The 15,129-nt window shown below is 74.5% G+C and carries 9 protein-coding genes; 3 read left to right on the top strand and 6 right to left on the bottom strand.

What is annotated here, in order from left to right; translation table 11 throughout:
- Positions 1-127: 127 nt before the first annotated feature.
- Complete coding sequence (gene mfd / locus ACIQVT_RS15845) at positions 128-3,658, bottom strand: transcription-repair coupling factor (protein ID WP_403752732.1); 3,531 nt, start codon at positions 3,656-3,658, stop codon at positions 128-130.
- Between the two features lie 145 nt (positions 3,659-3,803).
- Between mfd and ACIQVT_RS15840 the strand changes: the two genes are divergently transcribed.
- On the top strand, positions 3,804-4,076 hold the full coding sequence (locus ACIQVT_RS15840; protein WP_403752729.1) for a hypothetical protein: 273 nt from the start codon (positions 3,804-3,806) through the stop codon (positions 4,074-4,076).
- Between the two features lie 95 nt (positions 4,077-4,171).
- On the opposite strand, the gene ACIQVT_RS15835 is transcribed toward ACIQVT_RS15840, so the two are convergent.
- A complete protein-coding gene (locus tag ACIQVT_RS15835; protein ID WP_403752726.1) occupies positions 4,172-6,757 on the bottom strand; it encodes an ABC transporter permease in 2,586 nt (861 codons plus the stop codon).
- On the bottom strand, positions 6,754-7,542 hold the full coding sequence (locus ACIQVT_RS15830; RefSeq protein ID WP_403752723.1) for an ABC transporter ATP-binding protein: 789 nt from the start codon (positions 7,540-7,542) through the stop codon (positions 6,754-6,756). The genes ACIQVT_RS15835 and ACIQVT_RS15830 overlap by 4 nt, the downstream gene beginning before the upstream one ends.
- A 443-nt stretch (positions 7,543-7,985) precedes the next feature.
- On the opposite strand from ACIQVT_RS15830, the gene ACIQVT_RS15825 reads away from it, so the two are divergent.
- On the top strand, positions 7,986-9,482 hold the full coding sequence (locus ACIQVT_RS15825; RefSeq protein WP_403752720.1) for an MFS transporter: 1,497 nt from the start codon (positions 7,986-7,988) through the stop codon (positions 9,480-9,482).
- A gap of 40 nt (positions 9,483-9,522) precedes the next feature.
- On the opposite strand, the gene ACIQVT_RS15820 is transcribed toward ACIQVT_RS15825, so the two are convergent.
- The 3 genes from ACIQVT_RS15820 to ACIQVT_RS15810 form a co-directional block, all read right to left on the bottom strand.
- A complete protein-coding gene (locus ACIQVT_RS15820; RefSeq protein ID WP_403752717.1) occupies positions 9,523-10,410 on the bottom strand; it encodes a cellulose-binding protein in 888 nt (295 codons plus the stop codon).
- A gap of 213 nt (positions 10,411-10,623) precedes the next feature.
- On the bottom strand, positions 10,624-13,233 hold the full coding sequence (locus tag ACIQVT_RS15815; protein ID WP_403752714.1) for an SUKH-4 family immunity protein: 2,610 nt from the start codon (positions 13,231-13,233) through the stop codon (positions 10,624-10,626).
- A 10-nt stretch (positions 13,234-13,243) separates the two neighbouring features.
- Positions 13,244-14,284 (bottom strand): SMI1/KNR4 family protein, encoded by a 1,041-nt coding sequence (locus ACIQVT_RS15810; protein WP_403752711.1) that lies wholly within the window; start codon positions 14,282-14,284, stop codon positions 13,244-13,246.
- 275 nt (positions 14,285-14,559) lie between these two features.
- Between ACIQVT_RS15810 and ACIQVT_RS15805 the strand changes: the two genes are divergently transcribed.
- On the top strand, positions 14,560-15,075 hold the full coding sequence (locus ACIQVT_RS15805; RefSeq protein ID WP_403752708.1) for a YwqJ-related putative deaminase: 516 nt from the start codon (positions 14,560-14,562) through the stop codon (positions 15,073-15,075).
- The last annotated feature ends 54 nt before the right edge of the window (positions 15,076-15,129 follow it).

The raw sequence follows: 15,129 nt of genomic DNA, 5'->3' as shown, positions 1-15,129 counted from the left end.
CGGATCGCTGGGCCCACGGTAACGCCCCTGCGCCGCGCACCGGATGGGGCGTGAAGGGGCGTTCACCGGACGACCGGGACGAAAGGGGAGCGTGGCGCGAGGAGTGCCCGCGCCCGCCCCCCGCCGGTCAGCTCAGGACCGAGGTGAGGAACTCGCCCACCCAGCCGAGCAGTTCGCGTCCGACCACCGGCTTGCCGCCGACCTTGGCGGTCTTGGGGCGCGGGACCAGGATCTGGTGGGCGGTGGGCTTGATGACCGTGCCGGGGTAGAGCCGCTTGAGCCGCAGTTCCTGCGACTCGCGCAGTTCGACCGGCGCGAAGCGGATGTTGGTGCCCTGGAGGACGATCTCGCCGACGCCGCTCGCGCGGGCGAGCATGCGCAGCGCGGCCACCAGCAGCAGGTTCTCCACCGGCTCGGGCAGCTTGCCGTAGCGGTCGGTGAGTTCCTCGCGGACGGCCTTGATGTCCTCCTCGCTGTTGGCGGAGGCGATGGCCCGGTAGGCCTGGAGGCGCAGCCGCTCGCCGGGGGCGTAGTCGTGCGGGACGTGGGCGTCGACGGGCAGCTCGATCTTGACCTCGAGCGGCGGCTCCTCCTCGGTGCCGCCGGTCTCCAGCTGGCGGCGGTAGTCGGCGACGGCCTCGCCGACCATGCGGACGTACAGGTCGAAGCCGACGCCGGCGATGTGTCCGGACTGCTCGCCGCCGAGCAGGTTGCCGGCGCCGCGGATCTCCAGGTCCTTCATCGCGACGTACATGCCGGCGCCCATCTCCGTGTGCTGGGCGATCGTCGCGAGCCGCTCGTGGGCGGTCTCCGTCAACGGCTTCTCCGGCGGGTACAGGAAGTAGGCGTAGCCGCGCTCGCGGCCCCGGCCGACCCGGCCGCGCAGCTGGTGCAGCTGGGACAGGCCGAAGGTGTCGCCGCGTTCGACGATCAGGGTGTTGGCGTTGGAGATGTCGATGCCGGATTCGACGATCGTGGTCGAGACGAGGACATCGAACCGCTTCTCCCAGAAGTCGACGACGACCTGTTCCAGGGCCGCCTCGGACATCTGGCCGTGGGCGGTGGCGATGCGGGCCTCGGGGACGATCTCGCGCAGTTTCGCCGCCGCGCGGTCGATGGACTCGACGCGGTTGTGGATGTAGAAGACCTGGCCCTCGCGCAGGAGTTCGCGGCGGATGGCGGCGCCGATCTGCCGCTCCTCGTACGGTCCGACGAAGGTGAGCACGGGGTGGCGCTCCTCCGGCGGGGTGGTGATCGTGGACATCTCGCGGATGCCGGTGACCGCCATCTCCAGGGTGCGGGGGATGGGTGTGGCCGACATGGTGAGCACGTCGACGTTGGCGCGGAGCTTCTTCAGCTGCTCCTTGTGCTCGACGCCGAAACGCTGTTCCTCGTCGACGATGACCAGGCCGAGGTCCTTGAACTTGGTCTCGGAGGAGAACAGGCGGTGGGTGCCGATGACGAGGTCCACCGAGCCTTCCTTCAGCCCCTCCAGGACGGCCTTGGCCTCGGTGTCGCTCTGGAAGCGGGAGAGCGCCCGCACGTTGACCGGGAACTGCCCGTACCGCTCGGAGAACGTGCCGAAGTGCTGCTGCACCAGCAGGGTCGTGGGCACCAGGACGGCGACCTGCTTGCCGTCCTGTACGGCCTTGAAGGCGGCCCGTACGGCGATCTCGGTCTTGCCGTAGCCGACGTCGCCGCAGACCAGGCGGTCCATGGGGACGGACTTCTCCATGTCCTCCTTGACCTCGGCGATGGTGGTGAGCTGGTCGGGGGTCTCCGCGTAGGGGAAGGCGTCCTCCAGCTCGCGCTGCCAGGGGGTGTCGGAGCCGAAGGCGTGGCCGGGGGCGGCCATGCGGGCGCTGTACAGCTTGATCAGGTCGGCCGCGATCTCCTTGACGGCTTTCTTGGCGCGCGCCTTGGTCTTCGTCCAGTCGGCGCCGCCGAGGCGGTGCAGGGTGGGTGCCTCGCCGCCGACGTACTTGGTGATCTGCTCCAGCTGGTCGGTCGGGATGTACAGCCGGTCGCCGGGCTGGCCGCGTTTGGCGGGCGCGTACTCGACGACGAGGTACTCGCGGGTGGCGCCCTGGACGGTGCGCTGGACCATCTCGATGTAGCGGCCGACGCCGTGCTGTTCGTGGACGATGTAGTCGCCCGGTTCCAGGGTGAGCGGGTCGATGGTCTTGCGGCGGCGGGCCGGCATGCGGGCGCCGTCGCGGCTCGCGGTGCGCTGGCCGGACAGGTCGGTCTCGGTGAGTACGGCGAGCTTCAGTGCCGGGTCGACGAAGCCGTACTCGACGCAGCCGCAGGAGACGTGCACGACGGACGGGCTGAGGGTGGCGAGGTCGGAGTCCAGGCGGGCGGCGATGCCCTCGCCGCCGAGCACCTCGACCGTGCGGGCGGCCGGGCCGTGTCCCTCGGTGACGAACACCGTGCGCCAGCCGTCGGCGAGCCAGCCCTTGGTGTCGGCGAGGGCCCGGGCGGTGTCGCCGCGGTAGGTCTCGGGGGCGTGCATGCCGAGTTTGAGGGTGTCGGCGTCCGGTTCCAGGTCGGCCGCGAACGGGGACACCGACCACCACATCATGCCCAGCTCGCGCGCGCGGTCACGGACGTCGGCGAGGGACCACAGGGAGGCGGCGCCGACGTCGATGGGGGCCTCGCCGCCACCGGCGGTGGCCGCCCAGGAGGCCTGGAGGAACTCCTGGGAGGTGGCCACGAGGTCGGCGGAGCGGGTGCGGACCCGCTCGGGGTCGCAGACGACGGCCATCGCGCCGGCGGGCAGCACGTCGAGGAGCAGCTCCATGTCGTCCACCAGGACCGGCGCGAGGGACTCCATGCCCTCCACCGCGATGCCCTCGGCGATCTTGCCGAGCAGCTCGCCCAGCTCGGGGTGGTCCTCGGCGAGGGCGCGCGCCCGCTCGCGGACCTCGTCGGTGAGGAGCAGCTCGCGGCAGGGGGGTGCCCACAGGCCGTGCTCGGCGACCTCGAGGGAGCGCTGGTCGGCGACCTTGAAGTAGCGGATCTCCTCGATGTCGTCGCCCCAGAACTCGATGCGCAGGGGGTGTTCCTCGGTGGGCGGGAACACGTCGAGGATGCCGCCGCGCACGGCGAACTCGCCGCGCTTCTCGACCAGCTCCACGCGCGCGTAGGCGGCGGCCGCGAGGGCTTCGACGATCTCGTTCAGGTCGGCGGTCCGGCCGGTGCGCAGGGACACCGGTTCCAGGTCGCCCAGTCCCTTGACCTGCGGCTGGAGCACGGAGCGCACGGGTGCGACGACGACGGAGACGGGGCCGGTCTCGGGGTCGTCCGTGCTGGGGTGGGCGAGGCGCCGCAGCACGGCGAGGCGGCGTCCGACGGTGTCGCTGCGGGGGCTGAGCCGCTCGTGCGGGAGGGTCTCCCAGGAGGGGTACTCCACCACGCCCTCGGGGGGCAGCAGCGAGCGCAGGGCCGCCGCGAGGTCCTCGGCCTCGCGGCCGGTCGCCGTGACGGCCAGCACCGGGCGGCCGGTCTCGCGGGCCAGGGCGGCGACCGTGAAGGGGCGGGCCGCCGGGGGGCCGACGAGGTCGACGTGCGTGCGGTTGCCGTCCGCTGCCGCGCCGATCGCTTCCGCGAGGGCGGGGTCCTTGACGACGGCGTCGAGCAGACCGTGCAGGCTCATGGGGCCTTCCATCCGGGCAGGGGCAACACAGACAGCCCGACACGTCTCACGGGCCGGGGCTGCCCAGCCTACGACGCCGACGGCGGCGACGCCGCGCCCGGACACCCCCGGTGCCCTGCCCCGCCGGGCGGGCGCAGCAGACGGGTTGTCCGGACGACGTCCACCGGACGGGTCCACGCCCTCACTGCCCGCGCCCCCCACCCCGACGGCACCGACCGACACCGGACCGCCGCTCACCCCGCCGGCCGTCTCCCGGTGTCTCCACGCCGCCGGGCAGGCCCTCCTCAGGGACCTGTACAGCGCCTGCAACTACAAGCCGTGGGCGGACCCCCTGCCCGCCTCGGAGCGCAAGAGGCTGAAGGCGGCCTGCCGCAAGGCCGCGGAGAAGTACTACGGCGCGGTCAGCGCCGCCGGCTGATCCACCGGCGTCCCCCGGGGCCGGACGCACGCACCGGAACGGCGGGGCGCGGAGGAGATCTCCGCGCCCCGCCGTCCTGCTGTCCGGCCGTCCCGTCAGTCGGTGGCGATGGCGCGCAGCACGTTCATCCGCGCCGCCCGGAACGCGGGCACGAGGGCCGCGAGCAGGCCCACGAAGGCCGAGCCGACGAAGACGCCGGTGATCGTCGGCCAGGGGATCTCCAGGATCTTCAGGCCCTCCATGGCGAGGAGCCGCTGGGCGGTCGCGCCCCAGCTCATGCCGAGGCCGAGGCCGAGCAGCGCGCCGAAGACGGCGATCACGACCGACTCCAGGCGGATCATGCGGCGCAGCTGGCGGCGGGAGAGGCCGATGGCGCGCATGAGGCCGATCTCCCGGGTCCGCTCGACCACGGAGAGCGCCAGGGTGTTCACCACCCCGAGGACCGCGACGATGATCGCGAGGGCCAGCAGGCCGTAGATCATGTTGAGCAGCTGGCCGATCTGGTCCTTGAAGTCCTGCTTGTAGTCGGTCTGGTCGCGCACGGTCAGCTGCGGGAAGTCGTCGTGCAGCGCGGCCTTGAGCGCCTTGTAGGCGGCGGCCTGCCGTCCGTCCTCGGCGGTGGCGAGGATCATCTCGTCGAGCGGCATCCGGTCGGCGGGGACGTACTTGGCGAGCGTGGCGGTGGAGGTGTAGACCGCGTCGGGATCGATGAGCGTGTCGCTGCGGGTGATGGCCCGCACCGTGAGGTGGGCGGTGCGGCCGCCCTCGTAGGCGACGGTGATCGTGGAGCCGAGCCGGACGCCGTGGTCCTCGGCGAACTTCTCGGGCACCGACATGGAGTCGGTCCGGTAGGCGTCGCGTACCTCGCCGGCCACGGTCGGGGTCCGTACGTCCTCGGCGTAGGCCGGGTCGACGGCCATGATCACGGTGTGCGGCAGCCGCTTGCCGTCCGGGGTGGTGAACGCGGCCTCGGTCCACCTGTACTCGGTGACGCGCTCCAGGCCGGGGGTGTCCTTGACGGCCCGCACGGCCTGCCGGGCTATGAGCCCGTCCTCCTGGTCGCTGCGGACGATGAAGTCGGCGCCCACGGTCTTGTCCAGCTCGTCACCGGCGGAGGCCACCATGGAGGAGCCGACCACCGACAGGCAGGCCACCAGGGCGAGGCCGATCATGAGGGCGGCGCCGGTGGCGCCGGTGCGGCGCGGGTTGCGCAGCGCGTTGCGCTCGGCCATCCGGCCGACGGGTCCGAAGCCCCGCAGCAGCGCCGCGCCGAGGACGCGGACCAGGCCGGCGGCGAGCAGCGGGCCGATGACGACGAACCCGACGAGGGTGAGCACCACGCCGAGACCCAGCCAGCCCGAGCCGGTGGTGGCCCGGTCGGCGCGGGCGGCGGCGTACAGGCTCCAGGCGCCGGCGGCGGTGAGGAGCAGGCCGATGCCGGCCCGGACGGCGCCGGCCCTGGCGTCGGTGGGGGCGCCGGCGTCGCGCAGGGCGGCCATCGGGGAGACCTTGCCGGCGCGCCGGGCGGGGAGGTAGGCGGCGAGGACGGTGACGACGACGCCGAGCAGCAGGCCGACCGCCGGGGTGGTCCAGACGACGGTCAGGTCGCCGGTGGACAGGTGCATGCCCATGCGCCCCATGGCTTTCATCAGGCCGACGGCGAGGCCGATGCCCGCGCCGATGCCGAGCACGGAGCCGATGACGCCGAGCAGCAGCGCCTCGATGAGCACCGAACGGTTGACCTGCCGGCGGGAGGAGCCGATGGCGCGCATCAGGCCGATCTCCCGGGTGCGCTGGGCGACCAGCATGGAGAAGGTGTTGATGATCAGGAAGATGCCGACCAGCAGGGCGATCCCGGCGAAGCCGAGCATGGCGTACTTCATGACGTCGAGGAAGCTCTCGACGCTCTTCTGGTTGGCGTCGGCGACCTCCTTGGCGGTGCGCACCTGGTAGGTGCGGCCGAGGACGGCGGTGACGTTCTTCTTCAGCTGGGCGTCGCTCACGCCGGCGGCGGCGGTGACGTCGATGTCGGTGTAGACGCCGGTGCGGCCGACGAGGGTGCGCTGGGCGGTCCGGGTGTCGAGGTAGAACAGGGCCGCGCCGGGGTTGGTGACCCGGAAGGCGGCGATGCCGGACACGTGCGCGTGGTGCGTGCCGACGGCCGTGATCAGGCCGATCTCGTCGCCGAGCCGCAGGTGGTGCTTGCCGGCGGTGTCGGCGTCGACCATCACCTGGTCCGGGCCCTCGGGCGCCTTGCCGGAGGTGATCTCCATGGTGCGGGCGTCGTTGCGGTTCCAGCCGCCGACGACGGTGGGGGCGCCGCTGCTCGGTGACAGTTTGTCCTTGTCGGCGTCGACGACGGTCGCCGTGGTGGAGGACACGGTGCCCTCGGCGGACCCGACACCCCGGGCGCCGCGGACCCGGCCGACCACGGAGGCCGGCAGGACGGGCGGTCTGCCGGTGCGGGAGACCGTACGGCCGTCGGCGGAGGAGGTCTTGGCGCTGACCGTGACGTCCGAGGCGGTCGCCTGGAACAGCTTGTCGAAGGTGGTGTTCATCGTGTCGGTGAACACCAGGGTGCCGCAGACGAAGCCCACGGACAGCAGGACGGCGACCGCCGACAGCGCCATGCGTCCCTTGTGCGCGAGGAGGTTGCGCAGCGAGGTCTTCAGGACGGTCATGACGTGCGCCCCCGGGCGTCGAAGTCCTTCATGCGGTCCAGGACCTGGTCGGCCGTCGGGTGGTGCATCTCGTCCACGATGCGGCCGTCGGCGAGGTAGAGCACGCGGTCGGCGTAGGAGGCGGCCACCGGGTCGTGGGTGACCATGACGATGGTCTGGCCCAGTTCGTCCACGGAGCGGCGCAGGAAGCCCAGGATCTCCGCTCCCGCGCGCGAGTCGAGGTTTCCGGTGGGTTCGTCACCGAAGATGATCTCGGGGCGGGCGGCGAGCGCGCGGGCCACGGCGACCCGCTGCTGCTGGCCGCCGGAGAGCTGGGTCGGCCGGTGCCTGAGCCGTCCGGTGAGCCCGACGGTGTCCACCACCCGGTCCAGCCAGGCGCGGTCGGGCCTGCGGCCGGCGATGTCCATGGGCAGCGTGATGTTCTCGATGGCGTTCAGCGTCGGCAGCAGGTTGAACGCCTGGAAGATGAACCCGATGCGGTCCCGGCGCAGCTGGGTGAGTTTCTTGTCCTTCAGCCCGGTGATCTCGGTGTCGTCCAGGTGGATGTGACCGCTGGTCACCGTGTCCAGGCCGGCGAGGCAGTGCATCAGGGTGGACTTGCCGGACCCGGAGGGGCCCATGATCGCCGTGAACCGGCCGCGGGCGATGTCCACGTCGACGTGGTCCAGCGCGACGACGCGGGTCTCGCCGGACCCGTACGCCTTCACGACCTGACGTGCCCGGGCGGCAACGGCCGTACGCCCTCCAGTGCCCCCGTGCCTGGGGATGGTCACAGCCGATGTCACGGTATGTCTCCTATGTCGTCAACAGGTCGGTGAGGTTGCGCCGGTGGGCCGGGCGGCCGTCCTGGGTGTGGTGTCGAGTCTCGCCGCCGGCGGGGTGGCGCGCGCTGGTGCGGGGCCCCGTCTTCGCAGGGGGTAAACCCCACCCCCGCCGGTGCGGTCCGCCGCCCCCCGCGGCGTCGATGCCACATTAGGGATGGCTCCCGGCCGTTCTCGTCCTCCACCGGGACGAGCCCGCCCGGAGCCGGAGGACGGAGGTACCCCTAGGGGTGTTCCACCGCCGGTGGAGCCGTTCCCGGGGGTGGAGCGCGCCTCCCGGTACGGCGGTCCGGCGTCCTCGCCCCGGTCGGGGCCGGGGTCTTGCCCTCCGTGGGAGGCTGTCGTCGGGGCGGCACGTGCAGGGGGCACGCGGTGGTGTCCGGCGCGGACCACGGGAGGGAAGTGCGGTGGGGAGCACGACACCGGCGATACGCGGCGGGGCCGCGCGGCAGTCGGACACCGGCCGGCGGGGCGCGGTGGTCGCCGCCCTGATGCTGGCGATGGCACTGGCGGCCCTCGACTCCACCATCGTCGCCACGGCCGTACCGCAGATCGTGGGCGACCTGGGCGGGTTCTCCGTCTTCTCGTGGCTGTTCTCCGGGTACCTGCTCGCCGTCACCGTCACCCTGCCCGTCTACGGCAAGCTGTCCGACACCTTCGGCCGCAAGCCGGTCCTGGTGGTGGGCGCGGCCGTGTTCCTGCTGGGCTCGCTGCTGTGCGCGGTGGCCTGGAACATGGCGGCGCTGATCGCGTTCCGGCTGGTGCAGGGCCTGGGCGGCGGGGCGCTGCAAGGCACCGTGCAGACCCTGGCCGCCGACCTGTACCCGCTGGCGGAGCGCCCGAGGATCCAGTCCAGGCTGTCCACGGTGTGGGCGGTCGCCGCGGTGGCCGGTCCCGGGGTGGGCGGAGTGCTCGCCGCCTACACCGACTGGCGCTGGATCTTCCTGGTCAACCTGCCGATCGGCGCCGCAGCCCTGTGGCTGATCGTCCGTCACCTGCACGAACCGGAACGGCGGGCGGTGCGCCGCGCCCGCGTGGACTGGGCCGGCGCGCTGGCGGTGTTCGCGTGCGGCGGGGTGCTGCTGACCGCGCTGGTGCAGGGCGGGGTGGCCTGGCCGTGGCTGTCGGCGCCGTCACTGGCCCTGTTCGGCACCGGTCTCGCCCTGGCCGCCGTGGTGGTCGTGGTGGAACGCCGGGCCGCGGAACCGGTGATCCCGGGCTGGGTGTGGCGACGCCGGACGATCGCGGCCGTCAACCTGGCGCTCGGCGCGCTGGGACTGCTCATGGTGGCGCCCGCGGTGTTCCTGCCGACGTACGCGCAGTCGGTGCTCGGGCTCGCGCCGGTGGCCGCCGGGTTCGTGCTGTCGGTGTGGACGCTGAGCTGGCCGGTGACGGCCGCGCTCAGCCAGCACGTCTACCGCAGGATCGGCTTCCGGGACACCGCGCTGCTCGGCATCGGCCTGGCCGCGCTGATCCTGGCCGCGTTCCCCCTCCTGCCGTACCCCGGGGCCTGGTGGCAGCCGACGCTGCTGATGCTGCTGCTCGGCGGGGCGCTGGGACTGTTCCAGCTGCCGCTGATCGTGGGGGTTCAGTCGACGGTGGGCTGGTCGGAGCGGGGCACCACGACCGCGTCGGTGCTCTTCTGCCGGCAGACCGGGCAGACCGTGGGCGCCTCCCTGTTCGGCGCCGTCGCCAACGGCGTGCTGGCCGCCCGGCTGGGCGGGGCGGGCGACCTCGACTCCGTGACGCGGGCGCTGCGCGCCGGTACGGCCCCGGAGGCCACCCGGCGGGCCATCGCGGAGGCGGTGCACGCCGTGTACCTCGGCGCGGCGGCAGCGGCGGCCCTCGCGTTCGTCCTGCTGCTGCTGGTGGCGCCACGACGGTTCCCCGTGCTCGAGGAGTGAGCACCGGCGGCGGCCTACGCGGGGCGGGGCGCGCCGGCCGCTACTCCAGCACCACCCGGCCGGTCAGCGAGATGAGGCTGTCGCGCACGGAGTCCATGTGCGACTGGACGTCCTCCCAGGTCTCACTGTGCTCACGCAGCAGCCGCTCGGTCTCCCCGGCGATGCGCTCCCCGCGCACACGCGCCTCGGCGACGATCTCGGCGGCCCGCGCGTGCGCCTCCTCCTCGCAGCGGCGCGCGGACTCCCGGGCCTCCGCCAGGTCCCGCTCGGCCGCCGCCAGTTCCTCCTCCGCCCGGCTCACCCGTTCGGCGTGCCCGGCGTCCAGCGCGGCCACCCGTCCGGCCTCCTCCCGTTCGGCCTCGGTCCAGCGCTCGGCCTGCTCCCGGGCGTGCTCGGCGAGCATGGCGGTGATGCGCTGCCGGGTCTCCCGCAACTCCCCGAGCGCCCGCCCGCGTCCTTCCTTCACCTCGCGCCGCGCGCCGACCCGGTGGCCGTCCGCCTCGGCGCGCGCGGCGAGGAGGTGCCGGCCGGCCTCCTCGTCGGCCCGGGCGCGGACCGCGTCCGCGGCCTCCCGCGCCTCCCGGCGCACGCCCTCGGCCCGCTCCTCGGCCCGAGCGACCTCCCGCCCGGCCTCCCGCCGCGTGCGTTGCCGCAGCTCGGCACCGGTTTCGACGGCGAGCTGGAACAGGCGCCGCGCGGGCTCCCCGAGCGTCTCGTACGTCTGCGGTTCGAGCTGTGCGACGGTCTCCCGCAGCCGTACGGCCTCCTCCTCCATCTCCCGGGCGAGCACCGTCAGCCGGGCGGCACGCTCCCAGGCGGCGTCCCGGTCCGCGGAGAGCACCTCCAGGTACGCCTCGACCTGGTCGGGGCGGTAGCCGCGCCCCCGGACGGTCCCGAAGCCGTGCGGCGGCATCGCTGCGCTGCTCATCCTGGAACCCCTCTCCACCGGACATGCACGACAGCACGATTCCGCGCACATCTTGATGGATCGGGTGTAAGTGTTCATAACGCGACACTCCGCAGTCACGTCACGGCCGGTCCTCCACACGCCCCGCCGACGGCCCGCCCCGCCCGGGAGAACGCCTCGTGCCCCTCACGCGGGCGCGTGAGGGGCACGAGGGTCGCACCCGGCCGGGTCCCGCTACAGCAACCCGTCCCACATCTGCTCCAGCAGCACCGACCACCAGCTCTCCGGCGACCCGAGCGCCGCCGGGTCCAGCGTGGCCAGCTGTGCCTGGAAGTCGACGGTCCAGCGGCCCGCCTGCTCCTGGTTCAGCCCGTACCGCAGCCGCCACATCCGGCCCAGCAGGGCCAGGCAGCGCACGAACTCCGGCAGCCCGGTGTTGACGAACTGCGGCGCCACGGGCGCGCCGCCCGGCCCCGCCTCCACGGGCACGGCCACGATGTTCGCCGTCCCGTACTGCACGCAGACCGCCTTGCCGAAGTCGGTGCCCATGACGAGGTACGAGCCCGCGTCCGCGGCCGGCCGCACCCCCCGCTCCGCCGCCAGCTCCGCCAGCGTCGGCACCGGACGGCCCGGCTGGGCCTGCGCCCAGAAGAACGGGCCCATGTCCAGCGGCAGCCCCGCCACCACCAGCGTGTGCGCCACGACCGGCGGCACGCCCTGCCGGGAGACCGCCTGCTGCTCGAACCGGAAGATCCCCGGGCCGAACGCCGCGGCCAGCTCCTGCGCGACGGCCTCCGGCGGGACGGGCGGCACCGGCCGCACCGGCGGCAGCGGCGCCCGCACCGGCGCCGGCCGCGCCGGACCGTCCGCCACCTGGTGCAACTCACCCTGGTGCGCCAACAGCTGACGCATGCCCTGCTGCCGGCTCGCGTGGTCCGTGCCGTACGGCGCGATGCTCGCGATCCGCGCCTGCGGCCACTGCTCCCGGATCATCCGCGCGCAGTAGGCGCCCGGCAGCTCGCACGACTCCAGCTCCGTGTGCAGCTCCAGCACCTGGTCCGGCGGCACGTTCATGGCCCGCAACTCATGGAAGATCTGCCACTCCGGGTGCGGCGTACCCGGCGCCGAACGCCGGATCAGCTGCTGCTCCGAACCGTCCTGCGCCCGGTAGCGCAGCACCGCCTGGTAGCCGGGGCCGACCGTCGGCTGTCCCTGCTGCGGGTACCCGTACGCCCCGGCGGGCCCCGGGAACGGACCGCCCGGCGGCGGCATCGCCCCGGGCGGCGGCATGGCACCCGGCGGGGGCATCGCCCCGGGCGGGGGCATCATGCCGGGCGGGGGCACCGCGCCGGGGGCGGGCGGCGGGGGCATGCCCGGACCGCCCGGCGCGGGACCGGACAGCACGGTCTCGGCGTGGTGCACCCCACCCGGCGTCCGGCCCGGAGCGCCGGGGGCGCCGGGCGTCCCCGGCGGCTGCGGCGCGCCCGGCGCACCGGCCGGACGGCCGGGGTCGGCCAGCATCGTGGCGGCGTGGTGCACACCGCCCGGCGGCGTACCCCCCGGAACACCCGGGGGCGCCTCGGGCGGACGGGGGCCGCCCACGGTCTCCGGCGCTCCCGCGCCACCCCGGCGCTCCGGCCCGGTGGCCCCCTCGGACCCCTCCGGTCCCAGCGCCGAGACGAGCTGCGTCGGCACGTACCCACCCGCGGGCGCGCCCGGCGCGGGCGGCGGCACCGCGTTCCCCGGGCGCGCGCCCGGCAGACCGGGCGCCCCCGGCGGCGGCGGAGGCGCGCCCACCACACCGCGCGCCTTCTTCGGCGGCGGCGCCGCCTTGCTCGTCGCGGCGTCCGCGATGTCCCCGGCGTTCGGCGCGAGCTGCCGTCCCGGCGCGCCCGGCCCGGCCGGCGCCAACGGGTAGCCGTACCCCGGGGCGTCCCGCGGCGGGGGCGTGCTGCCGTGCGGGCCCGCCATCGTGGGAGCCGCCTGCGAGGCGTCGGGCGCGGGCGCGGGCGCGGGCGGCGGGGGCGTGGACCCCGGCCCCGGGCCCGGCGCGCCGGACGCGTCGAGCGCCGGCACGACCGCAGTCGGCGGCAACTGGCTGCCGCCCGACATCAGCGCCGTCGGCGCGTCCGGCGCGGCCTTCGGCGGGCGCGGCGGAGCGTCCTGATCACCGAGCGGTGGCGCGAACACCGTCGCGGGCAGCGGCACCGAACGGTCCTCCCCGGCACCGTCCGCGTTCGTGTCGGTACCGGCCCAAGGCGTGGCCCCCGCGGGCACGTCCACCGGCCCCGGCACCCCGGCCCGCGTCGACGCCGCCGCGGCCCCGCCCGGGGACACCGCACCCGGCACCCCGTCGGAGACCGCCGCGCCGGCGGTCGGACCCGCACCACCGGAGACGGCACCGGCACCGGCCGCCGCACCACCGGGGACCGCGTCCGGCCCGGAACCGGCCCCGTCCGACCCCTCCCCCGGCCTCCGCCCGTCCGCCGCCTCCCGCAGCCACTGCGGCGGAGTGAGCAGGAACGACGTCTGGTCGGCGTCCACCCGGGCGGCAGCCGCCGGCACCACGTCCTCGGGCCCGTCGGGGCGGCCGTACTCCTCCTCGTACCGGCGGATCACCTCACCCACCGGCACGGCCGGCCACAGCGTCGCCTCCCCGCTGTCCCGGGCGATCACCAGCCGCTGACCACCCCCGTCCGACCGCGGCCCCTCCGCCCGGTCCTCACCCCACACCACGAAACCCAGCCCGAACTCCCGCACCCGCACCTCACGGTGCTGGTACGCCGGCACATCGCCGTTGAGCCACTCCTCGGCGCGCTCCTGCGCCTGCGCGTACGTCACCATCGTCGTCAGCTCACTCCCCCGCCGGACCCGGCGACACCGGACCGGAGGACACCGGGACGGCACGCGCGAACCCGCCGTCGACCATCAGGTCCGCCACCGTCTCCAACTCCGGCGGACGACCGGCCAGCCGGGACAGGAAGGCGTCGAAGTCGTCACCGCACGGCAGCAGCAGGCGCTCCACCCGCTCCGCCGGCGACCACGACGGATCCACGTCCCGCACATCGTCGTACGCGCAGAACCACACCGAACCGGCCCGCTCACCCTTCACCTTCACCGCGAGCAGACCGCCCTGCACGAAACCGACCCCGAGATAGTCCTTGGTCAGATGGTCGCGCAGACACTTGTTCACGTACGCCAGGTCGTTGACCGCCGCCTCGTCCCGCACCGTGAAGAACGGCTGGTCCAGCAGCAGCCCCAGCTCGGCGTCGAGCGCCGCGCCGACCGGCGCGCAACCACCCGCCGCCTTCAGGAACGACCGGTACGCGCCCGGCAGCCGGTACCCCAGATCCTCCTCCAGACCCCGCACCTGCGCCTCCGGCACCGCCACACCCGACTTCGGCAGACGGAAGTGGGCCGGCCGCGCCTCCGGCAACGGCCGCGTCCCCCGCTTGCCGTGGTCCACCGGCGCCGTCGCCAGCCCACCGTGGTGCCGCAGCAACGCCTTCACCTCGACCGGCACCAACTCCAGGCGCCGCGTGCCCGCCACGTGATGCCACGTCCAGCCGTGCGGCGTCGCCACCCGCGGCACCGTGTCCCACAACGCGTGCCCCGCCGCCGCCAGCGCGGCGTTCGCCGACACGTAGTCCGTCAGCCGCAGCTCGTCCACCCCGAACCCCTGCGGCGGCTCGGCGATCTCCACCGCCACCCGCGCGTACGGCGAGAAATCCGGGTGACCGTACTCGTCGACCCGTACCCCTCTCGGGTGACGCGCCGCCCGCACCGGGTCCGGGAAGTGCACGACCTGCCCGGCGTAGGCCGCGTTCGGCGGCGCGGTCCGTCCCCCGGTCGGGCCGCTGGGCGCTGCCCCCAGCCCGAGCCGACCTGTCGTCATGGCGGTTGCCCCCTGCGGCGTTGTCTGTGGCGCCTGAACGGCGGTGTCGATCGCGGACGGCGACAGCCTATGCGGTGCGCCCACCACGGTCACCGGCCCACCGCGTCCCCGCCCCCACACCCCCCGCGCCCCGCCCCCGACTCCGTGACCAGCCGTCACCCCACCGTCACCGCCCGCCTCCCCACGGGCGTGTCGCGACGCCCCAGCTTCCCCACCAGCCACGGCATTTGGCACCCTGTGTCCGTCAGGGGGACACCCGCGGAGGGAAAACGATCATGAACGCGTTGCAGACCGGAGGCACCGACCTGCGGGCCGGCGACCCCCGCATCGGCTGGAGCGGCACCGGCACACCCCCCGCCCCCACCCTCCGCCACCGCCGCGACGGCATCCTGCCCACCGTCGCCGCCGCCCTCTCCGTCCGCGGCGCCACCCTCACCGGCACCGCCACCCGCGGCGACCGGCCCCCCGCCCTGCACCCCCTCGTCCAGGACTTCCTCGACACCCTCACCAGCGCCCAGCGCGACCGCTTCACCGGACGCTGCGCCGAGACCGTCCTCATCTCCCGGCACCTCACCACCGCCGACGCCGCCCGCAGCAGACGCGCCGCCCGCAGACCCATGACCAACGGCGAAGCCCGCAAAGCCCTCCGACACGCCAAACTCACCGCCCGCCGCATACGCGAGGACGGCGACCCCCTCCACGGCAGCTTCGCCGCCCCCTGCCGCGCCTGCACCGCCCTCAGCGACCACTTCGGCGTCCGCATCGTCGACCCCACCCCCACCGACGGCTGACCACCCCACCCACCCCGGCCCACCACACCCCCACACCCACCCCGCCGGCACGAC

It is taken from the genome of Streptomyces sp. NPDC100445 (assembly GCF_044759735.1).
Classification (GTDB): Bacteria; Actinomycetota; Actinomycetes; order Streptomycetales; family Streptomycetaceae; genus Streptomyces.
Note: the sequence above shows the minus strand (reverse complement) of the source record. Positions and strands in the feature narration are given on the sequence as shown.